The 26522-nt window shown below is 62.4% G+C and carries 22 protein-coding genes and 2 pseudogenes; 7 read left to right on the plus strand and 17 right to left on the minus strand.

Annotation, left to right across the window (positions count from 1 at the left end):
* Window positions 1-23: 23 nt before the first annotated feature.
* The 7 genes from M4J39_RS08330 to tal all read right to left on the minus strand — a co-directional run bounded on the left by M4J39_RS08330 (window position 24) and on the right by tal (window position 8951).
* Window positions 24-1556 carry an ATP-binding cassette domain-containing protein gene (locus tag M4J39_RS08330; protein WP_251727588.1) on the minus strand — a complete coding sequence of 511 codons (1533 nt, stop codon included), beginning with the start codon at window positions 1554-1556 and terminating at the stop codon, window positions 24-26.
* Window positions 1557-1569: 13 nt separating this feature from the next.
* The gene (locus tag M4J39_RS08335; RefSeq protein WP_251727345.1) at window positions 1570-2247 is read right to left on the minus strand and encodes a DUF2291 family protein; all 678 of its coding nucleotides are present in this window, start codon (window positions 2245-2247) and stop codon (window positions 1570-1572) included.
* Between the two features lie 749 nt (window positions 2248-2996).
* On the minus strand, window positions 2997-3767 hold the full coding sequence (locus M4J39_RS08340) for a GolD/DthD family dehydrogenase (protein WP_251727346.1): 771 nt from the start codon (window positions 3765-3767) through the stop codon (window positions 2997-2999).
* Between the two features lie 78 nt (window positions 3768-3845).
* A complete protein-coding gene (locus M4J39_RS08345; protein WP_251727347.1) occupies window positions 3846-4835 on the minus strand; it encodes a substrate-binding domain-containing protein in 990 nt (329 codons plus the stop codon).
* An 88-nt stretch (window positions 4836-4923) separates the two neighbouring features.
* A complete protein-coding gene (locus M4J39_RS08350; RefSeq protein WP_254004814.1) occupies window positions 4924-5922 on the minus strand; it encodes an ABC transporter permease in 999 nt (332 codons plus the stop codon).
* Between the two features lie 43 nt (window positions 5923-5965).
* Window positions 5966-7444 (minus strand): ATP-binding cassette domain-containing protein, encoded by a 1479-nt coding sequence (locus tag M4J39_RS08355; protein ID WP_251727349.1) that lies wholly within the window; start codon window positions 7442-7444, stop codon window positions 5966-5968.
* 547 nt (window positions 7445-7991) lie between these two features.
* Window positions 7992-8951: a transaldolase gene (tal, locus tag M4J39_RS08360; RefSeq protein ID WP_251727350.1), complete on the minus strand. Its 960-nt coding sequence runs from the start codon at window positions 8949-8951 to the stop codon at window positions 7992-7994.
* A gap of 407 nt (window positions 8952-9358) precedes the next feature.
* Between tal and M4J39_RS08365 the strand changes: the two genes are divergently transcribed.
* Window positions 9359-10177, plus strand: coding sequence for a DeoR family transcriptional regulator (locus M4J39_RS08365; protein ID WP_251727351.1), 819 nt, complete (start codon window positions 9359-9361; stop codon window positions 10175-10177).
* 105 nt (window positions 10178-10282) lie between these two features.
* Here M4J39_RS08365 and M4J39_RS08370 read toward each other — a convergent pair whose 3' ends face one another.
* From M4J39_RS08370 to M4J39_RS08400, 7 genes are all read right to left on the minus strand, one after another.
* The gene (locus tag M4J39_RS08370) at window positions 10283-11398 is read right to left on the minus strand and encodes an alcohol dehydrogenase catalytic domain-containing protein (RefSeq protein ID WP_251727352.1); all 1116 of its coding nucleotides are present in this window, start codon (window positions 11396-11398) and stop codon (window positions 10283-10285) included.
* 145 nt (window positions 11399-11543) lie between these two features.
* Window positions 11544-12185, minus strand: coding sequence for a dihydroxyacetone kinase subunit DhaL (gene dhaL, locus M4J39_RS08375; RefSeq protein ID WP_371875436.1), 642 nt, complete (start codon window positions 12183-12185; stop codon window positions 11544-11546).
* A gap of 10 nt (window positions 12186-12195) precedes the next feature.
* Window positions 12196-13191 (minus strand): dihydroxyacetone kinase subunit DhaK, encoded by a 996-nt coding sequence (locus M4J39_RS08380; protein WP_251727354.1) that lies wholly within the window; start codon window positions 13189-13191, stop codon window positions 12196-12198.
* A gap of 1039 nt (window positions 13192-14230) precedes the next feature.
* A complete protein-coding gene (locus tag M4J39_RS08385) occupies window positions 14231-15985 on the minus strand; it encodes an NADH-dependent [FeFe] hydrogenase, group A6 (protein WP_251727355.1) in 1755 nt (584 codons plus the stop codon).
* A gap of 26 nt (window positions 15986-16011) precedes the next feature.
* Window positions 16012-17646 (minus strand): NADH-ubiquinone oxidoreductase-F iron-sulfur binding region domain-containing protein, encoded by a 1635-nt coding sequence (locus tag M4J39_RS08390; protein ID WP_251727356.1) that lies wholly within the window; start codon window positions 17644-17646, stop codon window positions 16012-16014.
* A 62-nt stretch (window positions 17647-17708) separates the two neighbouring features.
* Window positions 17709-18248, minus strand: a complete 540-nt coding sequence (locus M4J39_RS08395) for an NAD(P)H-dependent oxidoreductase subunit E (RefSeq protein ID WP_251727357.1) — start codon at window positions 18246-18248, stop codon at window positions 17709-17711.
* A 395-nt stretch (window positions 18249-18643) separates the two neighbouring features.
* Window positions 18644-19123, minus strand: coding sequence for an RpiB/LacA/LacB family sugar-phosphate isomerase (locus M4J39_RS08400; protein ID WP_251727589.1), 480 nt, complete (start codon window positions 19121-19123; stop codon window positions 18644-18646).
* A 254-nt stretch (window positions 19124-19377) separates the two neighbouring features.
* Here M4J39_RS08400 and tkt point away from each other — a divergent pair, with 254 nt between their 5' ends.
* Both tkt and M4J39_RS08410 read left to right on the plus strand, forming a co-directional pair.
* Window positions 19378-21414: a transketolase gene (tkt, locus tag M4J39_RS08405; RefSeq protein ID WP_251727358.1), complete on the plus strand. Its 2037-nt coding sequence runs from the start codon at window positions 19378-19380 to the stop codon at window positions 21412-21414.
* Between the two features lie 211 nt (window positions 21415-21625).
* Window positions 21626-22015, plus strand: coding sequence for a hypothetical protein (locus M4J39_RS08410; RefSeq protein ID WP_251727359.1), 390 nt, complete (start codon window positions 21626-21628; stop codon window positions 22013-22015).
* A gap of 16 nt (window positions 22016-22031) precedes the next feature.
* Here M4J39_RS08410 and M4J39_RS08415 read toward each other — a convergent pair whose 3' ends face one another.
* Genes M4J39_RS08415 through M4J39_RS08425 form a run of 3 tightly spaced genes read right to left on the minus strand, consistent with a single transcriptional unit; the run spans window position 22032 to window position 23648 of the window.
* Entirely contained in the window at window positions 22032-22268 is a 237-nt protein-coding gene (locus M4J39_RS08415; RefSeq protein ID WP_251727360.1) for a thioredoxin family protein, read from the minus strand.
* A gap of 13 nt (window positions 22269-22281) precedes the next feature.
* Window positions 22282-23349 (minus strand): permease, encoded by a 1068-nt coding sequence (locus M4J39_RS08420; protein WP_251727361.1) that lies wholly within the window; start codon window positions 23347-23349, stop codon window positions 22282-22284.
* A complete protein-coding gene (locus M4J39_RS08425; protein WP_251727362.1) occupies window positions 23346-23648 on the minus strand; it encodes a helix-turn-helix transcriptional regulator in 303 nt (100 codons plus the stop codon). Before M4J39_RS08425 ends, M4J39_RS08420 begins: the two co-directional genes overlap by 4 nt.
* 99 nt (window positions 23649-23747) lie before the next feature.
* On the opposite strand from M4J39_RS08425, the gene M4J39_RS08430 reads away from it, so the two are divergent.
* The 4 genes and pseudogenes from M4J39_RS08430 to arsN2 form a co-directional block, all read left to right on the plus strand.
* Complete coding sequence (locus M4J39_RS08430) at window positions 23748-24635, plus strand: metalloregulator ArsR/SmtB family transcription factor (protein WP_251727363.1); 888 nt, start codon at window positions 23748-23750, stop codon at window positions 24633-24635.
* Window positions 24632-25684, plus strand: coding sequence for an ACR3 family arsenite efflux transporter (gene arsB / locus M4J39_RS08435; protein ID WP_251727364.1), 1053 nt, complete (start codon window positions 24632-24634; stop codon window positions 25682-25684). The genes M4J39_RS08430 and arsB overlap by 4 nt, the downstream gene beginning before the upstream one ends.
* A gap of 1 nt (window position 25685) precedes the next feature.
* A pseudogene (arsC, locus tag M4J39_RS22975) lies at window positions 25686-26072 on the plus strand (arsenate reductase (glutaredoxin)); the annotation flags it as partial.
* Window positions 26073-26120: 48 nt separating this feature from the next.
* Window positions 26121-26513, plus strand: a pseudogene (gene arsN2 / locus M4J39_RS22980) (arsenic resistance N-acetyltransferase ArsN2); the annotation flags it as partial.
* Window positions 26514-26522: the final 9 nt, after the last annotated feature.

A 26522-nucleotide genomic window follows, 5' to 3' on the forward strand; every position in this document is an offset into this window, starting at 1 on the left:
CTTCACTCCGGTCGGATGATGCTCTAGTGGACAACGGCTTCACCCGAAGCCGCCATAATTCGTGCCTTGGTCACATCTGAGCCGAACTCGGCAGAGATCTTTCCCTTGTGCATGACGATGATGCGATGAGCGACGCTCAGGCACTCGCCGACTTCAGAGGTCGTGTAGAGAACGGCCAGGCCCTCGCGGGCGCCCTCGGCGAGCAGACGGAAGACCTCCGCCTTGGCGCCGATGTCGATGCCGCGGCTCGGCTCGTCGAGAAGGATCGCCTTGGGATTGGTCGACCACATCTTGCCGATGACGACCTTCTGCTGATTGCCGCCGGACAGCGAGCCGATCAGATGATCGGGCGACCCCGCCTTGACGGTGGTCCGTCGGATGGCGTTGTCGACATGTTCGCGCTCAAGCCGCCTGGACGTGAACAAGCCACGGACGAGGCGAAGCAGGCTCGCCAGCGACAGGTTCTGACCAATGGTCATGGTCTGCACCAAGCCGTCTCGCTGCCTGTCTTCCGGAACCAGAACCAGCCCCTCGGCGATCCGCTCGGCAATGCTGGCGCGCGTAATGTCGCGACCGTTGAGATGCACCTGTCCGTGACGGGCGACGAGCCGGCCGGCCAGACATTCCAGAAGTTCGGTACGCCCGGCCCCCATCAGGCCGTAGATGCAGACGATCTCCCCGGCGCGAACGTCGAGCGACAGCTCGTCGACCAGCTTCTGGTTTCCGGTGGCATCGACCACGGTGACCTCGCCCACCTTGAGCACGATGTCGCCGAACTCGTAGCCGGTGGGCGGTGCCCCGAGATTGAAGTGTTCGCCGACCATGTGGCGGACGATCCATTCGAGATCGATGTCACCGCGCGGAGCGTACGCCGTCATGTTGCCATCCCGGAGGACGACGGCGTGATCTGTGATCTGCAGCGCTTCCTCGAGATGATGGGAAATGTAGACGATCGACACACCTCGACTCTTCAGGTCGCGGATCACCTTGAACAGCACCTCGACCTCTGATGCCGACAGCGCCGACGTCGGCTCGTCCATGATGAGGATCCGGCTGTTGACCGACAGGGCGCGGGCGATCTCGACGATCTGCTGCTGACCTAGGCGCAAGTCCTCCACCTTGGTCTTCGGGTCGATGTTCTCCTCGAGTTCGGCGAGCAACAGACGGCACTGCCGTTCTTCCTCGGCGAAGTCCACGCCTTTCATGGTCCGGATTTCCCGACCCATGAAGATGTTGTCGCGCACCGTCATGTTCGGCGCGAGGCTGAGTTCCTGGTGAATGATGGAAATGCCGTGGTTGCGCGCATCGGTCGACGAGTCGAACTCGATCGGTTCGCCATCGAGGATGATCGTGCCGGATGTCGGCTTGTAGACACCGGACAGGATCTTCATCAGCGTGGACTTGCCAGCGCCGTTCTCTCCGAACAGCGCGGTCACCTGGCCGCGGCGGACGTCGAAGTTCACCCCCTTGAGGGCCTGAATGCTGCCGAATGTCTTGGCGACATTCCGCGCGCTCAGCACGATTTCCGACGTTTCCGGCTCCGAGACGGGGAGGATGGATGTGTCCACTTCACTGGACCTCCAGCCGAACCGGCGTCACCAGCCAGCTTTTCGGATTGATCAGCCGAAAGGCGCCAACCACGGACACCGTCTTGCCAGCCAGGGCGCCGGTGTCGACGGATGCGAGAACCGTCTTCTTCATCTCGTTGTTCAGCGCCGAGCCGGCGTTCTGATACTCGATCTGGTTGGTAAACTGACCGAAGGAAATGGTGCCGGTGGCGTCCCGCAACTCGGTACCGTTGATGGCCGGTCCGGTCTGGATACGGACTTTCACATCCGGCAGATCGGCGACCTTAACCTCGCAGAGCCCCGAAGCCAGCCGTTCGCCTGCGACTCCGACGAACTTCACGGAGAAGACCGGTCCGGAACCACCGGCGACGCCATACTTGGAGATGGCCTCGTCCTTGTTGGCGAGGATGGCCTGCTGCAAGGTGGTCGCCTCGACGGCTCGGGTTTCGATCGCCGCCTTGATCTCGGGAAACGTCTTGGCACCGTAGGCGGCGGCCGAGAACGCGGCTTGTCGCAAATCGTCGGTCGAGCCGATCCGAACCACTTTGGTATCGAGCGCTATCGCCAGAACGACAACCAGCACGCCACCCAGCAATGCAAGACGCCGCTTCCGTCGCCCGGACGACGTGGGCCTCTCCGTCCTCGTCTCAACGATTGCCGCATTCGCCTTGTTGATCATCGCTTGAGAACCCCGACCATTGACGACCACACTGAGGCTGGTTGGGCACGGCACACCTGTTGTCGGCATGTCGCCGACAGCCGAGACACGATTGCCCGGCCACGATGCCCACCGGGCATCGAAAGTGATGTGTCCGTGTATCCTCCCAGTCGACGCGCCTCGGGTTTCTCCTCACCCACCGAGCGTGTGATCTGTTGTTATTTTGATCAAACCATACGGCAACCGTAACACGGATGTCAATGACTTGTGTTTTTTTTATACCACAAACATGTTCTTTTACCTCGTCCAAAGGTCGGAAAACCAGACCGGATTGGCCGGCCCTCCTGCCTTCCCTGAATCCGACCCTGAGATTTTCGCTAGTTTAAACATATAGTTGACTAACATATGACTCCCTCTCCTCCCCCCAGAGGGCGGTGAGTATGCCGGTCCGAGACGACACATCACCAAACGTAACACCGCAACTCTCCCGATCGGAAGTGTCGACCGCACCTCTGGAAGCGAGCGACAATCCTCGCGAGGCACATCTTTTCGAGTGTGGCGCGTCGAGCAGAGGAAAGGCCCCCAAGACGGTCAAGGCGTCGGAGCGCGATCGTCGAAGGCGTCGCAGCCGAGCATTACGGCAGAAAGATCAATGACCCGGCGGCACGCGAGGGCGCCGGCCGGGCCGTTGGTATCGATCCATCCGCGCCTCGGGCGCGCTCGGCAGATGCTGATCGTCAGGGGCATCGCCCGATAGACGGGTGACCAGATCAGACGATGGTGTAACCACCGTCGATCAGCAGATCGGCGCCGGTGATCATGTCGGCGCCGTTCGATGCGAGAAAGACGGCGGCGGCGGCCACCTCTTCCGGAAGCGCAAAGCGGCCGGCCGGAATGCGGGCCTTGAGCGCCTCACCCTTGGGATTGTCCCATGCCTTCCTGCCGAGGTCGGTCAGTACGACGGTGGGGGAGATGGTGTTGACGTTGATGCCATACTTGCCCCATTCGGCGGCCAGAACCTTGCTGAGGCCGATGACGCCGAACTTCGAGGCGCAATAGGAAACGTGCTGATCGATGGCGACGGTGCCGGCTTGCGATGCCATGTTGATGATCTTGCCGCCCCGGCCCGCCCTGATCATCGCCTTGCCCGCCGCCTGCGACATGTAGAAGGTTCCGGACAGATTGACGGCGATCGTGGACTGCCAAAAGTCGCGCGGCAGTTCTTCGGCCGGCGCAAGCTGAACGATACCGGCGCTGTTGACCATGATGTCGATGCGACCGAACGCCTTCTCGGCGGCGGCGATCACGGCCTCGGCTGAATCCGGATTGGAGACGTCGCAGACGAAGGATGTTGCGCCACCGCCGAGCTTCTCGGCCTTGGCCTTGGCGATCGCCTCGTTGATGTCGATCACGCCGACGGTTGCCCCCTTGGCGGCCAGGGCGGAAGCGATGGCGCTGCCGATACCGGAGCCGCCGCCGGTGACGAGCGCGACCTTGCCGGTCAGAGAGAAGCTGAGATCAATGTTGCTGGACTCGGTCATGACTGTCCTCGATTTCCATGGAAGGGGCGGCGATCCGCCCCTCCCTCCATCGGCAAAACCCAAGCTTTGTCGGAAGATTTACTGGCGCGTGGCCAGAAGTGCGTCGACGTTCTCGGCAGTTACCGGCGTCCACGGCACATTGTATTCCTTGTCCTTGCCGTCATTCCACGGCATGTCCTTGCCGTATTTCACCCAGATGTCGGACTCGGGCTTGTAGTCGCCCTTCTTGGCGTAGAAGATCGCAAGGTCCATGGCGCCTTGGGCCTGGGCGGTGGCGTCCTGAAGGATCGATGTCATCTCGCCGGCCTTGGCGGCGCGCAGGCCGTCGGTGATGCCGTCGATGCCGGCGATGGCGAAGGACTTGACGTCATGCCCGCCGGCCTTGATCGCCTCGATGGCGCCGAGGGCCATCTCGTCGTTCTGGCCAATGACGCCCTGGATCTGACCCGGATGGGCGGTCAGCCAGTTCTCCATCAGCTTCTGGGCTTCCGCGCGCGACCAGTTGGCCGTCTGATCCTCGAGAACCTTGACGTCGGGGCACTCGGCGAGCGCCTTCTTGTTGCCTTCGAGACGCTGGATCTGGGCCGACTGGCCGATCGGTCCCTCGATGATCACGACGTTGCCCTTGCAGCCGATCTTGTCGAGAACGATCTTCGCTTCCATGTAGCCGGAAACCGTGTCGTCCGAGCCGACATAGGCCGAGAGAAGATCGGAGTTGACGCGCGTGTTGGACCCGATGACCGGGATGCCGGCATCATGGGCCGTCTGCACGCCCGTCGCGCCGGCATCGATGTCGATCGGCACGAAGATGATGGCGTCGAACTTCTGGGTGACCATCGTCTTGAACTGGTCGTTCTGGACCAGGGCGTCATAGCGGCCGTCGAAGACCGTCAGCTCGACGTCGCCATTCTTGACCGCCGGGTGCTGCTGCAGCGCCGCCGACCAGATCTGCATGAACTCGGCGTTGAGGCCATAGGGCGCCGCGCCGATCTTGAGTTTCTCCTGGGCCGTTGCGGGCACGGCCAGAAGGGCAGTTGCGGCGACGAGAGCAAGCGTTAGTTTTCTCATGACGTTTCCTCCACTTTTATGTTTTGACGCCAGTCGACACACCACTCGACGCACGGCCCAACCCGCCGCCGTCGTCCTCCCGAAAGAGCTAGGCGCCGTAGCTTCTCTTCTGGTCCAACATCACGGCGCCGACGATCAGGGCTCCCTTCAGCACCTGCTGGTAGTAGGATTGGATCCCCATCAGATCGAGGCCGTTGTTCATGACGCCGATGATCAGGGCGCCGATGAGTGTTCCGGTGATGCGGCCGACGCCGCCCGACAGGCTGGTGCCGCCGATGACGACGGCCGCGATGGCATCGAGTTCATAGGCGATACCGGCCTGGGGCAACGCCGACCCTGTGCGGGCGCTGAGCAGCATGCCGGCAAGGCCGGCCAACCCGGCCGAGATGACGTAGACGGCGAAGCGGATGCGGATGACGTCTATGCCCGAGGTCTTGGCTGCGTGGGCGTTGCCGCCGACGGCGTAGATGTAGCGTCCGAAGCGAGTTCGCGCGAGAATCCACCAGGCCAATCCGAAGACCGCCGCCAGAATGACCACAGGCGCCGGAATGCCAAGCACATGGCCGGTCCCGATCCAGCGGAACTCGGGCGTCAGCGCCGGAACGGGGCGACCGCCGCCGTAGATCAGCGTCAGGCCGCGCGCCGCCGACAACATGCCGAGCGTCGTGACGAAGGCCGGGACGGAGAAATAGGACACGATGAGGCCCGACAGGGCGCCGCAGGCGACACCCACCGCGACGCCGACAGCGAGCGGAATGGCCACAGGATATGGTGCGCCGTAAATGGCGGCGGTCGACGAGGTCGTCGCAAAACTGGCGCTGACGATGCCGGCGAGCGCCACCACCGAGCCGACGGAGAGGTCGATACCGCCGGTCAGGATCACGAATGTCATGCCGATGGCCAGGACGCCGTTGATCGACGTCTGGAGCAGCACGTTCGAGATGTTTCCCGGTGTCAGGAAGAACTCGTTGGATACCGACAGGATGGCGGCAAGGATCAGGAAGGCCAGGAAGATTCCGTAGTCCTGGATGAGGGCCCGCCTCCGCTCCGCGGTAAACCAACCGGATCGAGTCTCGTTCTCGCTCATTGACACCACTCTCTCCTCTCCCAGCTTCGGTCCGCACAGACGCTCAGGTCGACAGATTGACGAGCGACTGGGCGCTGGCCTCTCCCCGATCGAAGGTGCCGACGCTTCTGCCGTTCTTCATCACCATGATCCGGTCGGCCATGCCGAGAACCTCGTCGATCTCCGACGACACCATCACCACCGTGCCGCCGGAGTTGGCGAAGTCGCACATGATGCGGTAGATCTCGCGCTTGGCGCCGACGTCGACGCCGCGCGTCGGCTCATCCAGGAGCAAGACCCGGGGATTGCGCAGGAACCACTTGCCGAGCACGACCTTCTGCTGATTGCCGCCCGACAGGCCCGAGACCGGCATGGTGTCGCGGGCTGCCTTGATCTGAAAATCGGCCCGCATGCGTCGGCTGGCGTCGGCCTCGCCGGCACGGTCCATGACGAACAGCGGGCTGAGCTGCGGCAGGCTGGCCATGCAGATGTTGCCGCGAACGGAATCGAGCAGGTTGAGGCCGGTTGATTTGCGATCCTCGGTCACCAGCGCCACACCGAGGGCCATGGCATCGGCCGGCTTGCGGATGGTCACAGGCTCTCCGTCAATGCGGATGGCGCCGACGGATGCCTTCCCAAGGCCGAACAGGCACTCGAAGATCTCGGTGCGCCCCGAGCCCATCAACCCATAGATGCCGAAGATCTCGCCCTTGTGTGCCGAGAAGGAAATCGCATCGAACGCGTCCGGCCGACAGAGACCGTCGACCTCGATCCCGACCACGCCGCTCGGCTGGTTGGTCTTGACATACTCGTCCGACAACTCTCGACCGACGATCATGCGGATCAAATCGTGGCGATTGACCTCGGCAAGCGAACCGCTGCCGACGTAGGCGCCGTCGCGAAAGGCCGTGTAGGTGTCGGCGATCTCGAAAATCTCCGACAGACGATGCGAGACGTAAACGACACCCCGACCGAGCGCCTGCAATCGGCGAATGGCGGAAAACAGACGTTGGGCCTCTCGCTCGCCAATGGCCGAGGTGGGCTCGTCCATAAAGATCACTTCGGCATCGTGGCTGAGCGCCTTGGCGATCTCGACCAGTTGCATCTCGGCGACAGTCAGCTCGTTCATCCGCTGCGTGGGACGGATGTTGAATTCGAGCTCGTCCAAAAGAGCCTTTGCCGCGCGGTTCATCGACGCAAAATCGATACCTCCGAACCGCCGCGACGGTTCGCGCCCCAGATAGATGTTCTCAGCCACGGTCATGTGAGGAATGGGGCTGAGTTCCTGCTCGATGATCGCTATTCCAGCGGCCAGTGCCTCGGCAGGACTGGCGTAGTCGACTTCCACGCCCCTGCGCCGGATGACGCCGCCGTCACGCTTGTAGATGCCCATCAGGATCTTGAGAAAGGTCGACTTGCCGGCGCCGTTGCCGCCGCAAAGGGCATGAACCGATCCGGCGCGCAGCAGGAGCCGTCCATCAGACAAAGCGACAACCCCGCCGAAGGACTTCTTCAGTCCCTCGACCTCAAGAAGAGTATCCACGTGCCTTCCTCCCGACCGCCTCCACTCTTTCCGGCGGAGTACCCGACAATCCGGTTCGCTCGGCTGTGAGACGACCGTCTGTCGGAATGCAACGTTTCGAGATATTGCCCAAGCAACCAAAGAGACGACGCTCGCCGGCCACCGTCGCTCCCGACGCGGCTGCAAACGCTTTTCGACAGTTTCCTTGCGGTCCACACGCCCGGCGCTCTCTCCTTATCGCCGAGCATGTGATCTCTTGTTATTTTCGTCGGCCATTAGAGCAGACGTAACACAGAAGTCAATACTATTGTTTTTATTCTATCAAGTCTATGTGAGGCGACATGCACCCCGCTCGGCCGATCCGGCATAAGGCGGGCCTCTGATCCCTTCACAGAACCCACATTTCAGTCAGATCATGCCCCGCTTCCGAGGAAAGCCGGGAGATCGCCACGCACGGAAAGGAATGGTCATCCGCTCAGGCGATTGACCATTCCAAGCCAAATGTAACAGTGCAAGAGAACACGTCCGTCACGTCCGGGTCTCTTGCCGCTTGGGCGCGACGCCCCAATCAGGCCGGCAACTTGGCGCGCAACAGGTCGCAAAGCGTTTCGGTATCCTTGGCGAACTGCCGGATACCTTCGGCCAACTTCTCGGTGGCCATCGCGTCCTCGTTGAGCTGCCAGCGGAAACTCGTCTCGTCGAGATCGAGGGGACAAATGTCACGTGATGGCGGGCTGGCGCCCAACTGGCGTTCCACCTCCCCCTCGGCCGCACGGAGTTCCTCCAGGAGGTTGGGGCTGATCGTCAGGCGATCACAACCGGCGAGACCGAGAACCTGGTCGGTGTTGCGGAAGGAAGCGCCCATCACCACCGTCTTGTATCCGAAGGCACGGAAGTAGTCGTAGATCTCGCGAACCGAACGAACGCCGGGATCGTCCGAGGCGGAGGTCACGACCGCGCCATGGGCCTTGTACCAATCGGTAATTCGCCCGACGAACGGGGAAATCAGAAACACGCCGGCGGCGCCGCACAGTGCCGCCTGCGCCTTGGCGAAGATCAGCGTCAGATTGCAGGCGACGCCCTTTTCCTTGAGTTCGGCCGCCGCCTTCACGCCTTCCCAGGTTGCGGCGATCTTGATCAGGATGCGCGAGGGATCGACGCCAGCCTCCTTGTAGATGGCGATCAGCCGCTCGGCGCGTTTCACCGTGCGGGCCGAGTCGAACGACAGGCGGGCATCGACTTCGGTCGACACGTAGCCCGGCACGATACGGGCCAGTTCCGATCCGAAGTTGACCGCCAGCTTGTCGAGCGCCAACTCGAGACGAGCACCGGCATCGCGCTCGCGCGCAACCGCATAGGCGATGGCTTCGTCCATCAGAGCGGCATACTCGGGCTTGCTCGCCGCCTTTAGGATGAGGCTCGGGTTGGTGGTGCAGTCCTGAGCCCTTACGGCCTTGATCTGAGCGATGTCACCGCTGTCGGCGACGATCACCGTGTGCCGGGCAAGCCCGGCGAGTTTGTCGGTCATGACGATTGCCTTCCTTCCGGTCCATGGGCGAGCCCGTCGCCCGGCACAGACTCATTCGTTGGAAATGGAATGATCGGAACGTAGCAGGTCGCGGGCTCAAGTCAAGAAAATATAACATATTTTGTGTTTTATGTATCATCTACGTAGTTATTTTCGCTTTCACGGCATCATCTTCGCTGATGACGGCGACCTTCGCCGGAGAACCGTCGCCCAGGGTATGTGACAGGCTAGGTTATTGGACGGAGGCGAAGCGCACCCTGCCAGCGCCCGCCGCGCCTCTCCGGCAATGGGGAGCCGCCTCCCCCGTTCTTCGCCGAAAGCAGTGCGTGATGTGACGACAAGGTGCTACAATTTTCGTCAAATTGTGCTAACACCGGGACAGATTCCCTAGGAGGAACGTTACGACCGTGGATATCGAACATGACCGACGCCGGGGCGTGAAGCCGTCTTCAGGACCGGAGGGACGACGCAAGGCACTTCTCGAGTACCTTCTGCCTGTCGGCTCCGCCCAGGTCGATGAGTTGGCGACGCATTTCGGCGTCAGCCGGATGACCGTTCATCGCGACCTCAAGATCCTTGAGGAACAGGGCATCGTTCGCCGCGTTCACGGTGGCGTCACCGTGCATTCCTCAAGCCTGGTCGAAAGCACCATCCTCTATCGGTCTCGCCTCGCCGATGCGGAGAAGGAAGCCATTGCCCGCGCCGCCATCGAGATGGTCGAGCCCGGACAGGCGATCATTCTCGACGACTCGACCACCGTGTCCCGCATGGCGCCGCTGATCGTCGGCTGCAAGCCATTGACCGTCATCACCAACAGCCTGACCGTGATCGACATGCTGAAGGAGGCGCACGGCATCGAGACCATTTGCCTCGGCGGTCATTACAACTCCCGGTTCAACGCCTTCTTCGGCTATCTCTGCGAGAAGACCGTATCGACGCTCAGGGCCAATACGCTGTTCATGTCGACCTCGACCATTCTCGGCTCGGTGGCCTACCACCAGCAGGAGGACGTCGTGCGCACCAAGCGGGCGCTGATGGAGGCGGTCGACCGCCGCGTGCTGCTGGTGGACAGCTCGAAGTTCGGCATCACGGCCCTCATCCGCCTCGCCGGCCTCACCGAGTTCGACACCGTGATCACGGATTCCGGCATTCCACCGGCCGAAGCCGAGCTGCTGCGAAAGAGCAACGTACAGCTGCGCATCGTGGACGCCGTTCCGTCAGAGTGATCGGCGGGCCGATCGGTCTGACGGCGGGTGGCGCCGACGTTCGAACGAGGACGCCACCATGCAAGCGACGATGGGGCGGCGATGGCCGCCCCAAAATGTCCCCTCTCAGGGGACCAGCATGATCTTGAGAGACTTGTCGCCCTTCTTCATCATCTTGAAGCCGTCGTCGTAATCCTTGAGCGACAGCTTGTGCGTGACCACGCCCTCGGTCGGCAAGCGGCCATCGGCGATGGCATCGATGACGAAGGGATAGACGTAGGGGCTGAGATGGGCGCCGAGGACGTCAAGCTCCTTGCGGTCGGATATGATCGACCAGTCGCAGGTGACGTCATGGCTGAAGACGCTGAACTCGACGAAGCGGCCGAGCTTGCGGATCATCTTGAGGCCCTGAAGCACGCTGGACGGATGACCGGTGGCCTCGATGTAGACATCGCAGCCATATCCGTCGGTCAGATCCTTGACGATCTTGTCGACATCTTCCTTGAACGGATTGAGGACCATGTCGGCACCGAACTTCTTGGCGAGCTCGAGCCGGTCCTCCTTGCCGTCGAGGACGATCAGCTTCTTGGGATTCTTAAGCCGCAGGGCGCCGACCATGCCCAAGCCGAGCGTACCGGCGCCCGACAGTACCACCACGTCGTCGAACTGAACGTTGCCGCGATTGACCGCGTGCGCCGAGCAGGCATAGGGCTCGACCAGGATAGCCTTCTCAAGAGGCAGGTCGTTGGGAACCTTGTGGGTGCGCGATTCCTTGGGGAAGCGCATGTAGGCCGCCATGGCGCCGTTGACGTTGGTCTGGAAGCCATAGACGTCGTGCTTCTCGCACATCCAGTACTCGCCGCGTTGGCAGAACCGGCAATGGCCGCACGGCACAATCTGCTCGGAGATCAGCCGGTCGCCGAGCTTGTACTTGCCCTCGGCGGCGACGTTCTCGCCCAGCTCCACGGCAATGCCGACGAACTCATGACCTGGGATCATCGGCGCCTTGATGTAGGCAGGCTGATCCTTGTCGCCCCAGAAGGACGGCGCGCCATCATAGCTCTTGATGTCGCCGGCACAGATGCCGCAACCCTCGACCTTGATGATGATCTCGTCCGGACCGGCGCGCGGCACATCGACCTGAGTAAAGCGGAAGTCGCCGGGCGCGTAGGCGACGACGGCATCCATCTTCGCCGGCAGTTCGCCAAGCGAGATCGAACGGGGATGCTTTACGAAATTCATGTCTTCCTCCCTGAGGGTTCGGCGGCGTAGCGGCTGGCCGACAGAACGCCGCCAACTTGGTGCAAGCGGCAGCCGGCATGCCCTTTCCCTGACCGTGGCGCCCGGCCACGGCCGATCCTCTGAAAGGGCACCGCCGCCGCTTCGTTCAGTCGAGTTTCGTGGCAACGCTCGCCGCGAGGGTTTCGAGAATGATGCAACACGATGCCGAGCCGGCATCCATCACACCGCGCGAGCGCTCGCCGAGCCGACTGGCTCGGCCGACCTTGGCGATCATCGCAACGGTCGAGTCTCGTCCCTTTCGCGCAGCGTCGACCATGTCGTCGAGCGCCGCCCGATAGGGCTTGCCGGCCGACAAGGCCGCTTCGAAGGCCTCCACCGCCGGCACCAGGGTGTCGAGCAACGTCTTGTCGCCGGGTTTGGCGCCGCCGATGTCGAGCACGCCGTCGAGACCGGCGCGGATCATTCGGCCGAAAGCGGGGGCGTCGAGTTCGGCGACCCCGTCGAGGGACTCGGCCATCTCGTTGAAGAAGGTGCCGTAGAGCGGGCCCATCGAGCCCCCGATTCCGGCCATCAGCGTGTTGCCGAGGATGCCGAGGCTTTCCTTCAGGCCCGGCGTCGGCGTACCGAGCGCCTGGGCACACAGGTTGAAGCCCTTGGCCATGTTGACGCCGTGATCGCCGTCACCAATGGCGCCGTCGATCTCACTCAGATGATCGCGCTCGGCAACGATCGCCTTGACGAGGTCGGTTACCAGAAAGCCGGCCTGACTGACGGGAAGGTTCATGATCCGTCCTTCCTTACTTCACGAGACCAATCGAACGCGCCGGACGGGCAAGCAACCGATCCAGTTCGTCGTCGAGGCGCATGACGGTGAGCGTTGCGCCCATCATTTCGAGAGACGTGAAGTAGTTGCCGACGAAGTTGTGCTTGATCTCGATCTTCTTCTGTCCAAGCATCTCGGCAATGCGATCATAGAGAATGTAGAGTTCCATGATCGGCGTCGCACCGAGGCCCGACAGCAGGACCGCGACCTTGTCGCCTGCTGCGAAGGGCAGGTCAGGCAGCACATAGTCCAGCATCATGTCGGCCATTTCGGCCGCCGGCTTGGTCTTCATCACCGAGACGCCCGGCTCGCCGTGATGACCGATGCCGACCTCCATCTCGCCATCCTTGATCTGGAAGTTGGGATGCCCGACAGCGACGATCGTGCAGGGACTGAGGCCGATACCGATCGAGCGGGTGTTGTCGATCGCCTTCTGGGCGGCGGCGATCACCTCGTCGAGGCTGCCGCCTTCGGCAGCACGCGCCGCGCCGACCTTCCACATCAGGATCTCGCCGGCGACGCCGCGACGCTTGGCAAGCTCATCCTTCGGCGCGGACGCGACGTCGTCGTTGGCGACCACGGTCTTGACGGTGATGCCCTCCTTGGCAGCCATCTTGATGGCCATCTTCACGTTCATGTTGTCGCCGGCATAGTTGCCGTAGAGGCAGGCGACGCCGGCGCCACCGTTGCTGGCCTTGAACGCATCAAGAAAGGCCTGGGCCGTGGGCGAGGAGAAGATCTCTCCGATGGCGACCGCATCGACCATGTCCTCGCCGACGTAGCCGAGGAAGGCCGGTTCATGACCGGAGCCGCCACCAGTCACCACGCCGACCTTGCCGGCCTTCGGCGCGGACTTGACCTTGATCACGCGCGGATTTGTTGTCTCCGATACCAGATCCTGATGCGCCTTGAGATAGCCGCGAACGGCATCCTCGACCATGAGATCGGGATCGTTGAATATTCTATTCATCGGTCGTCTCCACCCTAACCCAGTTATTATTGTCTGTCCGGCCATTCACATGCCGGACATACCTTGCCCGTTACCGCAAACGTCATGAACGAAAGCGGTCACTGTACTTCAAACTTGGCAAGCCGCTCGCCGGCACGTCTAGATGCGTGGACCTGGCGACCAAATTCCTTCCCTAACGCAGTGGTCTTGCTGCGCTTGTTGTTTGATTGGACGCTACGCTCGGCTCGACCGGATGTCAACAGAGATGAGCGTTTGTTCGCGTTCTTACGGGCCAAATTGACATTGAAATTGATACAAACATATCAGATTTGCCGTAAGTGACGCCGATTTGTCCGGCTTCTTGATCACTTCACTCTCGCATCATGACATTCTGCACAGAATCGGCCGGTGAGACCGACTGGAACTTCTGAGCATCCGCTCACCACGCGCCCATTTGTGCAAAACAGTTCCGCCAGGATTTTCGCTGAATGTCCTTCAGTAGCAGAACAAAACCACCATACGCATAGTCTATATCCCCACCCGCCTCCTCACTCCACGTCTACCTCATCATCATATTGGTCCACCACGAAGAGTAGAAGTTCCCGCTCGAGAATTGACAACGGATATACGACCGAATAGCTTCACTAGGTGACCGTATTCATGCGAAAGGCAAAGATTTTCTTGGGAAAGTCGAAGCGGCTGTAAGCGGTGAACGATCACAGATCGGGCGGTCGTCACGCCGCGTTGGATCGCGTGCGCCGCGGTCCAGTTCCGAGGCGCGGCGACAGCCAGCTTTCGTGGGGGATGGGCCGGAGAGCCGACTGGCCAGCGATCAGGTCGCGACCTCAACGGGGAGAAAAGGGAGCCGTGAAGCCCGCCGTACACCCGCGGAGCCCGGCGGCGGAAGAAACGTCTTGAGATACGCCCCGCGGAGCCTCGGTTCGGCGGGCCCGCCCATCTCTCGCGGGACAGGGAGGACCGACGCGGAGACAAGTCGCACGATTGGAGTCGGGAGGCCGCGCAGGCAACGCCCGCTCGGCCTCCCGACCTCAACGCGACATCAGCGCTTGTATTCCGGCAGCACCTGATAGCCGGTATGCAGAAGATCATGGGCCTTGTGGCCGCCGATCTCACCCAGGAACTCGGAATAAAGCTCCTTGATGTAGGGGTTGTGGTGCGAACAACGCCACAGCCCAGCCTGATCTTCCTGATACAGCCCGGCGGCCCGTTTGGTGCGCAACTCGTTGGTGGCGCCATAGGGCTGTCCACCGCCGCCAACGCAGCCGCCGGCACAGGCCATCACCTCGATGAAGTGATAGGGCAGTTCCTCGCCGGCTTCGCGGGCGGCCCTCACCTTTTCCAGCACCTGCTCGACATTGGCGAGGCCGTGCGCCACCGCGACGCGGATCTCCTTGCCGGCAACGTTGAGTTTGCCCTCCTTGACGCCTTCCAGACCGCGCGTCATTTCGAAATCGACACGCGGCGCATCATGACCGGTGACGTAGTAATGGGCCGTGCGAAGCGCCGCCTCCATGACGCCGCCGGTTGCGCCGAAGATGGTGCCGGCACCGGTGTAGGCACCGAGCATGTGATCGGGCTGCTCATCGGGAATGGTCACGAAATCGATGCCCGACTGCTTGATCATGCGCGCGAACTCACGCGTGGTCAGCGACACGTCGACGTCCTGATAGCCCGACGAGCTCATCTCCTTGGAGCGGATGATCTCCGACTTCTTGGCCGTGCAGGGCATGATCGACACGACGAAGATCTTTGCCGGATCGATCCCCATCTTCTCGGCGTAGTAGGTCTTCGAGAGAGCGCCGACCATTTCGTGCGGCGACTTGCAGCTCGAGAAGTGGTCGATCATGTCGCCATGGAACTTCTCCATGAAATCGACCCAGCCGGGGCAGCAACTGGTGATCAACGGCAGAACACCCGTTCCCTCGAGCAGGCGGCTCTTGAACTCGGAAGCCTCCTCCATGATCGTGAGGTCGGCACCGAAGTTGGTGTCGAACACCGCCTTGAACCCCATCCGACGCAGCGAGGCGTAGATCTTGCCGGTGAGGTTGGCGCCGATCGGGAAACCGAAGGCCTCGCCGACCGCGACACGAACGGCGGGCGCAATCTGCACCACGCAGTAGGCTTCCGGATCCTGCAGCTTGTTCCAGACGGCAACGGTCTCGTCATACTCGACGATGGCGCCGGTCGGGCAATGGGCCGAGCACTGGCCGCAGCGCACGCAGGGCGAGTCGGCCAGCGGGATGTCGCCGGCAGCCGCGATCCGAGTCTTGAAGCCACGATTGAGGAAACTCAGCGCCCAGACGTTCTGATGCTGCTGGCAGACGGTGATGCAGCGGCCGCACAAGATGCACTTGCGCGGATCGAGCACGATGCTTTTCGTGGACGTATCGAGCGGCAGATCGGGGACGATGTTCGGCAGATCCGATGTGGTCATGCCGAAATCGGCCGCGAGGGCCTGAAGCTCGCAGTTCTGGTTGCGGAGGCAAGTGAGGCACTCGTTGGGGTGACGCGACAGCGTCAACTCCAGCACGCCGCGCCTCACTTCGACGATCTCCGGCGTCTCCGTCAGAATGTCCATCCCCTCGTCGAGGGGGGTGCAGCAGGAGCGAAGCATCTTGCCGGTGTTCTGCACCTTGACGATGCAAATACCGCAGGCGCCGGTCGCCTCGAGGTCCGGATGCTTGCAGAGCGTCGGAATCTTCACGTGAACCTTGCGCGCCGCATCCAGGATGGTGGTTCCCGGAGCGACCTCCACAGGCACGCCGTTAATCGTTGCGTTGATCATATCTGTCATTTCGACCACTTCTCGATCTCGGGAAATCAGGCTTCCGCGGCCGCGGGCTGCTTGAGGCGCTCGGTGAACTCCGACGGGAAATGCTTGAGCGCCGACAGCACCGGGTTCGGTGCGGTCTGCCCGAGCGCGCAGAGGGAGCCCTTCTGCATGGCTTGGGCGATCATCCTGATGTTCGCGATATCCTCCTCGGTGCCATCGCCGGCGACGATCTTGTCCAGGAGATGCAGCATTTGCGTTCCGCCGATGCGGCAAGGTGCGCACTTGCCGCAGGACTCGTCGACGCAGAAGTCGAGATAGAAGCGGGCGAGTTCGACGACACTGTCATGGTCGTCGATGACGATGAGACCGCCCGATCCCATCATGGAGCCGAGCTGCTGCAGGTGCTCGTAGGAGATCGGCGTATCGAACTGGCTTTCCGGGATCATGCCGCCCGATGGACCGCCGGTTTGCACGCCCTTCACCTTGCGGTCGGTACCGGTGCCGCCACCGATCGTCTCGACGATCTCGCGGATTGTGATGCCCATCGGCACTTCGACGAGACCGTTATGGGCGATCTTGCCGGTCAGCGCGAAGACCTTGGTGCCCTTCGATTTCTCCGTCCCCTTGGCGGCGAACCACTCGGCGCCGTTGAGCAGGATGCGTGGCACGTTGGCGAGCGTTTCGACGTTGTTGACGCAGCTCGGCTTGTCCCAGAGCCCCTTGACGGAGGGGAACGGCGGGCGGGGGCGCGGCGTTCCGCGCTTGCCTTCCACCGAGGCGATGAGAGCCGTCTCCTCGCCGCAAACGAAGGCGCCGGCGCCCAGACGGACGTCGAAATCGAAACTCCAACCGGAGTTCAGGATGTTGCGACCGACGAGGCCGGCCTGGCGCGCCTGTCGAATGGCCTTCTCGATGCGATCGACGGCGAGCGGGTATTCGGCGCGGATGTAGAATACGCCGTTGGTGGCATTCATGGCGCGGGCCGCGATCATCATGCCTTCGAGGACGGCGTGTGGATCCCCCTCAAGCACGGAACGATCCATGAAGGCGCCCGGATCGCCCTCGTCACCGTTGCAGATCACATACTTGACGTCCGACTGCATGCGACGGGCGAAATCCCACTTGAGACCGGTCGGATAGCCGGCGCCGCCGCGGCCGCGCAGACCGGAGGCCAGCACCTCCTGGCAGATCTCCTCGGCCGACATGGTGAGAGCCTTTCGAAGGCCCTGGTAGCCGCCATGCACGAGATAGTCGGCAAGCTTCTCAGGGTCGGCATGCCCGTTGTTGGAGAGCACAACGCGCTCCTGCATGGCGAAAAAGGCGGCGTGCAGATCGACGACATGGGCGCCAAGCGGGCCGACGGGATCATGGATCTCTTCGCCATTGGCAACAGGAGCAACGACCTCATCGACGAGGCGCGTCGCGAGATCTGGCGTCATCTCGCTGAACAGCACATCCTCGTGCCCCTTGCAGGTCATGCGAACCAACGGCCCCTTGCTGCACAGGCCCATGCAGCCCGTGCCGCCAACCTGAACTTTGCCCGCCAGGCCTCTTTCGGTGATATCGGCCTTGATACGCGCGACGATGTCCGCCGCGCCGGATGACTGGCAGCCCGTGCTCGAGCAGCAGACCAGGCGCACGTCCATTGCTTGCTGTTTGGCAAGCTCGGCGGCAGCTTTCACTTCAAGCTCTTCCGGCTTCATAACGGTCCCACTTGTATCTGGAATTGGTAGAACTCGGCGGCTTACTCGGCGTCGTCGGACTCGGCGGCAACGTGCATCGGCTCATCCCGCTTGACGTTCTCGAGCAGTCCATGCGCGTCGGTGACGTCCTGCTTGCCGTAGACCTTGCCATTGACCGAGGCGAGCGGCGCAAGGCCACAGCACCCGAGACAGCGCACACCCTGAAGGTGATACTCGCCATCCGGCGTGCTTTCGCCTTCCTTGATGCCCAGCTCGTTCTCGATGCCGTGCAGGAGTTTCGGCGACCCCTTGATGTGGCAGGCCGTGCCGGTACAAACGGAGATGATGTACTTGCCGGGGCTCTCCAGCTTGAAATAATTGTAGAAGGTCAACACCTCGTAGATGTTGGCAAGCGGAATGCCCATTTCACGGCCAAGCTTCATGGCGGATTCGCGCGGTACATAACCGAGCCGCCCTTGAAGCTCGTGAAGCGCCATGATGAGGCTGCCTCGCTTCTTCTTCCACTTTTGAGCCAGGACGACGATTTCGTCTTCCGGAGCCTCTTCGACTTCAACATCATCCAACGCGGTATCTTCGCTCATTGTCTTTGTCCGTGCAGCCTTTTGTTGTTATCTCAATCGATTTAGAAGGCGTCCGTATCAAATTGGATATTCTGTCTTCCAGCTTTACGAGATTACTCCAATCGACTCGCCTTCCGGTCGCGCCCGAATATTTAGATTTTTGCTTTCATATTTTCGGAGCCACCAAGCATTCGATCCATGTCGTCCGCTTCAACACTCGACGAGGCTTTCACATCATCAGCGCTTCATCAAGAAGTAGAGTTCCCTATACGGCGGCACAAACATTCGATCCGAAACGTTTTCAGGAGAATGCATTCCGTTCATGCTGCGACAAAGCAGATGCGAAGGCGGCTTTTCAGCCACCTCCGCCCCGCCAGATGAAAGGGAATCTCACGTCAGTCGCGCACCAGCCACCCTCAGACAGGGGTACCACCGGCAGGTGCCGCGTACTTCTTGTCGACATCTTCGATAGCTTTTACATTCCCTCCTGATGGCCCATCTGGATCAAACTTTCCGGTCAGACTCAGGAAGGTGTCGGCGATCAGCTTGGCATGTTCGACCCCCACGACACGGGCGCCCATGGTAATGATCTGAGCGTCGTTGGAGAGCGCCGCCCTTTGGGCGGAGTAGACATCGTGGGTCAGCGCGGCGCGAATGCCGCGAACCTTGTTGGCGCTGATGCATACGCCGATGCCCGTTCCGCAAATAAGGATGGCTCGGTCGTAGGTTCCGCCCAAAACGCCCGTTGCGACCCGGTCGGCAAGGTTGGCATAGAAGGGATCGGCGACATTACCGGTACGCGACACTTCGAACACCTCGAAGTGAGACTTGAGATGTTCGGCCAGCACGTGAGCCAGCCCTTCTCCGGCACTGTCACCGGCCACCGCCACCTTGATCATGCTTTCCTCTCCGCATATTGGCGCCCGAGTTCGCTTGCCGGGCCTTATGGCCTCCGCCGCGTGGATGTGAATTCCGCCACCTCGCTTTCCGACGAGGCGATCAAATTCTCATCCCTCTGTGCGTCTCGGGGCTTTCTGAGGCGAAGATAACACCGTAACAGGCGAAATCAACCTAATTGTGTTGGTTTGATAACTTATGTTGATATTTTTGTGATTTTAAGCTAGGAGCTGTCGCAAACGGGAGGATCAGCATGTCGACCACAGCCGAATGGATCAGGGAAAAGGCGACAAACGCGCCGGTAGACTTCCAACTCGCCAACTGCATCCGGGCGCTCGCCATAGATGCGGTCGAGGCCGCCAACTCGGGTCATCCCGGAGCCCCCCTCGGCATGGCGGATGCCGCGACGGTACTGTTCGCCCGTCACCTGAAGTTCGACGCGGCCCACCCCGACTGGCCCGACCGGGACCGCTTCGTGCTTTCGAACGGCCATGCGTCGGCGCTGCTCTACGCGCTGCTTTATCTCACCGGTTATCAGGACATGACGATTGATGAGATCAAGGCCTTCCGCCAGTGGGGATCGAAAGCAGCCGGCCATCCCGAGTATGGCCACGCCAAGGGCATCGAGACGACGACCGGACCACTGGGGCAAGGCATCGCCGGCGCGGTGGGCATGGCGATGGCGGAGCGGCGGCTCGCCGACGAGTTCGGCGCCGATGTCGTGGATCACCACACATATGTCCTCTGTGGTGACGGCTGCCTTGAGGAAGGCATCAGCCAGGAGGCGGCCTCGCTGGCCGGCCATCTCGGCCTCGGCAAGTTGGTCGTTCTCTACGACGACAACGGGATCACCATCGACGGATCCACGACGATCAGCTTCTCCGAAGACATTCCGGCGCGGTTCCGGGCCTGTGGCTGGCACGTCCAGACATGTGACGGCCACAACATCGGCGCTCTCGATCAGGCGATCGCCGCCGCCAAGGCTGCGACAACCCGCCCGTCTCTGATCGCCATGCGCACGGTGATCGGCTTCGGATCTCCCAACAAGGCCGGCAAGGAATCTTCTCATGGTGCGCCGCTTGGCGCCCAGGAAGCCGCTGCAACCAAGGCGGCGCTCGGTTGGACCGCGCCAGCCTTCGAGATTCCCGACGAGCTTCTCACTCGCTGGCGCCAGATCGGAAGTCGCGGCGCGGTGGCGCGTCAGGCCTGGCAGGACCGCCTTGCAGCTCAGCCGGTCGCGCTTCGGGATGAGTTCGCAAGGCGCATCAGCGGCGCCCTCCCCTCTGAATACCCGAACGCCGTCGAGGCGCTGAAGCGCGAGCTGTTCGCCAAGCCTCAGAAGGTGGCCACACGCCGCGCCAGCCAGATTGCCCTCGAAGCGATCACCGCCGCTGCGCCCGAGATGATCGGCGGCTCGGCCGACCTCACCGGCTCCAACCTGACCCGTGTCAAGGCGGTCGACAGCCAGTTCACCCGCTCCCGGTCGGGTCGCTATGTAGGCTATGGCGTGCGCGAGTTCGCCATGGGGGCCATGATGAACGGCATGGTCACCCATGGGGGGCTCATCCCCTACGGCGGCACATTCCTGGTTTTCTCCGACTACGCCCGTGGCGCCATACGCCTGTCGGCGTTGATGGGCATCGGCACCATCTATGTGATGACCCACGATTCGATCGGGCTCGGCGAGGACGGCCCCACGCACCAGCCGGTGGAGCATCTGGCGTCACTTCGCGCCTTGCCACGCCTGCTGGTCTTCCGCCCTGCCGACGTGGTGGAAACGCTCGAATGCTGGGACGTCGCGGTCCGGAGCCGCAATCGCCCCTCGCTGCTGGCGCTGTCGCGGCAGGCGGTGCCGCAGCTACGCGGCAATGACGGAGAAGATCCCACGGAGAATCGCGTCGCTTCGGGCGCCTACGTCATTCGCAGCTTTGGCGGCGACAAGCGTGACGTGACGCTGCTCGCCACCGGCACCGAGGTATCGTTGGCCATAGAGGCAGCGGAAGTGCTTGCACAAGACGGGCTTTCCGTCGCCGTGGTGTCGATGCCGTGCTGGGAGCTTTTCGAGGCGCAACCCAAGACCTATCGCCAGTCCGTCCTCGGCTCGGCGCCACGCATTGCCGTCGAGGCGGCGGGAAAGTTCGGCTGGACGCGCTATGTCGAAAGCGAAGAGGACGTCATCGGCCTCGACGACTTCGGCGCGTCGGCTCCAGCCGAACGGCTCTATGCCGAGTTCGGGATCACCCGTGACGCCATCGTCGCCAAGGCAAAGGCCTTGGCGGGGCGCGCCTGAGCAGGGGTTCCGAACCGCTTGAGTGCTGGCGAAGGGATAGGGCGGCCTCCTCCCGCCCGATCGGAGCCGTGCCGGAATCTCTCCCGTTCAGGTACGGCTCCCAACACTAAACGGCTTCAAGAGGACAGATCCTCGCCTGCCAGAAATAGCGGCCCGCAGAAATGCCGCAAACGCCGCGTATCGACCTTGCTGGAAACCACAAGGTCAAACGATGAACCAGCACGCCCGCGACATCGAGCCGGATCTCGGCCCGCTTCTCGACATGACCGATGATCTTCCGGATCGGGATACGTTCGGAAGCAGCAAGACCGAGCCCCACCTTGATGGCGACACCAAGAGGAAGCCCGGCCTGACGCTTGGGCCGATGGACCGGATCGGCCCGATGAGCGCCCCGCTCTCGGAGCGGTCACCCAAGCGCATATCCAAAGCGGCGACGTCCCCTGCCCCCGGTGTTTGGGGCGGATTCTGGCGGGCCGTCGTCATCGGCATCGTTTCCGGAACCGTCGGCGGCCTCGTCGGCGCCTTCACCCTCGTCTGGCTGACCGGCGAGGGATGGAACGTGTTCGCCAAGCTGCTCGTCGACGCGATCGGACACCTCTGAGTCCTTCGAGCTGATCTCAGGCCTGCAGCCAGCCATCAACGTCGGCCGCCTTCGGAAGGCCACCGGCGTGCACGACCTTGCCATCGACCACAACGCCGGGAGTGGCTGCGATGCCGTAGCCGGCGATGGCCGCGTAATCGGTAACCTTCTCGATCGCGACGGGCACGCCGAGCTTGTCGGCCTCGGTTTTCAAGAGATCGGCGGTGAGCTGGCAGGTTTTGCAGCCGGAGCCAAGGACTTTGATATCTTTCATGATTCCATCCTTCTCATGCGAACAGTAGATTGAACAGATAGCCGACGGCCAGGATGCCGAGCCCGACGACACCAGCAAAGACGGCAATCAGCCGGACGGTCAGAACCTTTCGCAGGATGATCATCTCCGGCAGCGACAAGGCGATCACCGCCATCATGAAGGCCAGCACGGTGCCGAGCGCGGCGCCCTTGCCGATCAGCGCCTCGACGATGGGAATGATTCCGGCGGCGTTGGAGTACATGGGAACGCCAACGACGACGGCGGCCGGAACCGACCACCAGGCATCCTTGCCCATGATCGAGGCGAGAAGATCGGCCGGAGCATAGCCGTGGATCAGCGCGCCGACCGCGATGCCGGCGATCACCCACATCCACACCTTGCCGACGATATCGGCGACCGCATCGAGTCCGGCTTGCAGGCGATCGACGACCGTGAGCTTGCGATCCGGCAGATCGACATTGCCCATGCGCACCTCGCGCACCCAGGGCTGCAGCCAACCGTCGAGATGAAAGCGGCCGATCACAAAGCCGGCGACAATGGCAACACCGAGGCCGAAGCCGAGATAGGTGAGCGCGACCTGCCAGCCGACGAGACCGAACAACAGGCCCAGCGCGACCTCGTTGACCATGGGCGCGGCGATCAGAAAGGAGAAGGTGACGCCAAGCGGCACGCCGGCCGATACGAAGCCGATGAACAGCGGCACTGCGGAGCAGGAGCAGAAGGGCGTGACGATGCCGAGCGATGCGGCGGCGACATTGCCGACGCCCTCGCGCTTGCCGGACAGAAGCCGGCGGGTGTTTTCGGCCGAAAAGAAGCTGCGGACAACGCCCATGGCAAACACCACCAGCGTCAGCAGCATCAGAACCTTGGGCGTGTCGTAGAGGAAGAAGGCAAGAGCGTCGGCGAGGTGACTGGCAGGCGCCACGGGCAGTTGCGCCACCGCCCAGAGGGAGACCGGCTGCAGCAGCTGATAGACGACGAACCAGAGGATGATCGCGGCGATGGTGGCGCTGATCCACAAGGAGGCGCGAGCTTCCCCCTCCGGCTTGGGCAGCGTGGGGAGCGGGCAACAGCTCGTCATGCCGCGATCTCCTCGGCTTTCTCGGTGACCGGCAGGGCCAGCGCCGCGTCGACCACGGCGGCAACGGCCGGGCTGAGAGCTGGATTGCGACGATAGCGAACCCATTGGGCGTCGCGCCGGTCGATGACCAGGCCAGCCACCTTCAGCGTCGCCATGTGGCGAGACATACGCGACTGCGAGGCGCCGAGCTTGCGCATCAACTCGCAGACGCAATGCTCCTCGCCGTCCCACAGCAAGCGAATGGCGCCGAGGCGGGTGGGGTCGGCGAGGGCCGAGAGAATGTCGACGGGGTCTTTCATGTGGCTATCCGCTTATGCGTTTATCCGCAATTACCGCTCGACGCCCCCTTCGACAATCCGGATCTTGCCATATATCGACAGTTCGTCTAGCGTCGATATATGGACAAGCTACAAGCTCTCGATTCCCTCTCCGCCTTGGCGCAACAGACGCGCCTCGATGTTTTTCAGCTGCTGATCCGCTACGAGCCGGAAGGCTTGGCTGCCGGCGACATCGCCGAGCGGCTGGGCGTGCCGCAGAACACACTGTCTAGCCACTTAGCCATCCTGACCCGCGCCGGTCTTGCGACATCGGAACGTCGCAGCCGGCAGATTATCTATCGTGCCGTGGTGCCCGCGGTGCGCAGCCTCGTGCGTTATCTGGTCGACGACTGCTGCGCCGGCCACCCGGAACTCGGACGCCATTTCGACTGCCGTAGCGGGGAAACCTGCGCCACGCCCCTCCCCAAGGAGAACGCTGCCATGCCAGACCGCATCTACAACGTTCTGTTTCTGTGTACCGGCAACTCCGCCCGGTCGATCATTGCCGAGACCATTCTCAACAAGGATGGCGCCGGTCGCTTCCGCGCCTTCTCAGCCGGCAGCCATCCGTCCGGTCAGGTCAATCCGCTGGCCATCGAGGTCCTGACGGAAGAGGGATTCCCGACCGAGGGGCTTCGCTCCAAGAGTTGGGACGAGTTCGCGGTGCCCGGAGCGCCCGAGATGGATTTCGTGTTCACGGTTTGCGACAACGCCGCCGGTGAAGTCTGTCCGGTGTGGCCCGGACAGCCGATGACCGCCCATTGGGGCATTGAGGACCCGGCCCGCGTCGTCGGCACCCACTTTCAGCAGAAGGCGGCCTTCATCACCGCCGCCCGCTACCTCAAGAACCGTATAACCGCCTTCCTGTCGCTGCCGCTGGCGAGCGTCGACCGCATGGCCCTGACCAGCCATTTGCGCGATATCGGCCGGCTCGACGGCGCCACGGCAAAGGCAGGAGAGGCCAAATGACGTCCGTTGCCAGCCGGCTCAGCTTCCTCGATCGCTACCTCACCCTCTGGATCTTCGCCGCCATGGCGCTCGGCATCGCGCTTGGCTACGCCTTTCCGTCGATCGAGGCGCTGATCAACTCGGGAACGGTGGGCACCACCAATATTCCCATCGCCGCCGGCCTGATCCTGATGATGTACCCGCCGTTTGCCAAGGTCCGCTACGAGGACCTGCCGAAGGTGTTCGCCGACCTCAAGGTGCTTGGGCTCTCCCTCGTGCAGAACTGGCTGATCGGGCCGGTGCTGATGTTCGCACTGGCGATCATCTTTCTCCCCGACAAACCCGAATACATGGTGGGCCTGATCCTGATCGGCTTGGCACGCTGCATCGCCATGGTGATCGTCTGGAACGAACTCGCCAAGGGCTCGACGGAATACGCAGCCGGCCTCGTCGCCTTCAACTCGATCTTCCAGGTGCTGTTCTACTCGGTTTTCGCGTGGTTCTTCATCACCGTGCTGCCGCCGGTCTTCGGGTTGACGGGCTCGGAGGTGGACATCTCCATCGGCGAGATCGCCAAGAGCGTCTTCATCTATCTCGGCATACCCGCCATCGCCGGCGTGCTGACGCGGGTGGTGATGCTGCGCTTCGTCTCGAAAGACTGGTATCACGGCCATTTCGTGCCGAAGATCGGACCGATCACCCTCGTCGCGCTACTCTTCACCATCGTCGTCATGTTCTCGCTGAAGGGCGAGCTGATCCTCACCATCCCCGGCGACGTGGTGCGGATCGCGATCCCCTTGCTGATCTATTTCGTGGTGATGTTCGCGCTGAGCTTCATCCTGTCGCTGAAGGCCGGCACCGATTATCCGCGCTGCACGACGCTGTGCTTCACGGCGGCCAGCAACAACTTCGAACTGGCAATCGCCGTAGCGGTGGCCGTCTATGGCATCAACTCCGGCGCCGCCTTCGCCGCCGTCATCGGCCCTCTGGTCGAGGTGCCGGTGATGATCGGCCTCGTCAATGTGGCACTATGGACGCGTCGCTTCTTCCCGGCCGAGAAGGCAGCCTGACATGGATGTCGTGATCTACCACAACCCCGGCTGCGGCACCTCGCGCAACACGCTGGCCCTGATCCGCCATGCCGGCATCGAGCCGCACGTGATCGACTATCAGAAGTGTACGCCAAGCCGGGAATTGTTGCGCCAGCTGATCGGACGCATGGGCATGGCGGTGCGCGACGTGCTGCGAGTGAAGGGCACGCCCTACGAGGAGCTGGGACTGGGCAGTCCGGCGCTCACCGACGAAGAGTTGCTCGACGCCATGATGGCCCACCCGATCCTGATCAACCGGCCGATCGTGGTGAGCCCTCGCGGGGTAAAGCTCTGCCGCCCCTCCGATACGGTTCTGGATCTTTTGCCGGAGGGACCGCTAGCCGATTTCGTCAAGGACGATGGCGAGCTCTGCCTGCGCGATGACGAGACGGCTGACCGGGACGCAGGGCTCGTGGCGGCACTCACGGCGGAAAACCTGCCGACCAGCGACCTCACCGAGCCCGGCCGGCGGTTTTTCATCTATCGCACACTCTCCAGTGAGATCGTCGGATATGCCGGCTACGAGATCTATGGGACGGACGCCTTCCTTCGCTCGCTTGTGGTGCTACCGGCCTGGCGCGGCAAGGGCACCGGCAAGGCCATCGTGTCGCGGCTTGCGCGCCGCGCATTCGACGAGGGTGGACGGGTGGCGTGGCTGATGACCACTTCGGCGGCCGACTACTTCGAGGCAATGGGGTTCAGGCGCGTCGAACGGACAGCCGTACCCGAGGCCATTCTCGGCACGCGGCAGGCCAAGGATCTGTGTCCGTCGTCGGCGGTCATACTGTCGAGGGCAATCAGGCTATAGGCGGCCCGA

The organism is Pleomorphomonas sp. NRK KF1, from assembly GCF_023721755.1.
Lineage (GTDB): Bacteria > Pseudomonadota > Alphaproteobacteria > Rhizobiales > Pleomorphomonadaceae > Pleomorphomonas.

Excerpts from the sequence above, each read along its gene's own strand:
- M4J39_RS08335 (WP_251727345.1), bottom strand. The coding sequence starts at position 2,247 with ATGATCAACAAGGCGAATGCGGCAATCGTTGAGACGAGGACGGAGAGG.
- M4J39_RS08340 (WP_251727346.1), bottom strand. The coding sequence starts at position 3,767 with ATGACCGAGTCCAGCAACATTGATCTCAGCTTCTCTCTGACCGGCAAG.
- M4J39_RS08345 (WP_251727347.1), bottom strand. The coding sequence starts at position 4,835 with ATGAGAAAACTAACGCTTGCTCTCGTCGCCGCAACTGCCCTTCTGGCC.
- M4J39_RS08350 (WP_254004814.1), bottom strand. The coding sequence starts at position 5,922 with ATGAGCGAGAACGAGACTCGATCCGGTTGGTTTACCGCGGAGCGGAGG.
- tal (WP_251727350.1), bottom strand. The coding sequence starts at position 8,951 with ATGACCGACAAACTCGCCGGGCTTGCCCGGCACACGGTGATCGTCGCC.
- M4J39_RS08370 (WP_251727352.1), bottom strand. The coding sequence starts at position 11,398 with ATGAATTTCGTAAAGCATCCCCGTTCGATCTCGCTTGGCGAACTGCCG.
- M4J39_RS08380 (WP_251727354.1), bottom strand. The coding sequence starts at position 13,191 with ATGAATAGAATATTCAACGATCCCGATCTCATGGTCGAGGATGCCGTT.
- M4J39_RS08385 (WP_251727355.1), bottom strand. The coding sequence starts at position 15,985 with ATGACAGATATGATCAACGCAACGATTAACGGCGTGCCTGTGGAGGTC.
- M4J39_RS08395 (WP_251727357.1), bottom strand. The coding sequence starts at position 18,248 with ATGAGCGAAGATACCGCGTTGGATGATGTTGAAGTCGAAGAGGCTCCG.
- tkt (WP_251727358.1), top strand. The coding sequence starts at position 19,378 with ATGTCGACCACAGCCGAATGGATCAGGGAAAAGGCGACAAACGCGCCG.
- M4J39_RS08410 (WP_251727359.1), top strand. The coding sequence starts at position 21,626 with ATGAACCAGCACGCCCGCGACATCGAGCCGGATCTCGGCCCGCTTCTC.
- M4J39_RS08415 (WP_251727360.1), bottom strand. The coding sequence starts at position 22,268 with ATGAAAGATATCAAAGTCCTTGGCTCCGGCTGCAAAACCTGCCAGCTC.
- M4J39_RS08420 (WP_251727361.1), bottom strand. The coding sequence starts at position 23,349 with ATGACGAGCTGTTGCCCGCTCCCCACGCTGCCCAAGCCGGAGGGGGAA.
- M4J39_RS08425 (WP_251727362.1), bottom strand. The coding sequence starts at position 23,648 with ATGAAAGACCCCGTCGACATTCTCTCGGCCCTCGCCGACCCCACCCGC.
- M4J39_RS08430 (WP_251727363.1), top strand. The coding sequence starts at position 23,748 with ATGGACAAGCTACAAGCTCTCGATTCCCTCTCCGCCTTGGCGCAACAG.
- arsB (WP_251727364.1), top strand. The coding sequence starts at position 24,632 with ATGACGTCCGTTGCCAGCCGGCTCAGCTTCCTCGATCGCTACCTCACC.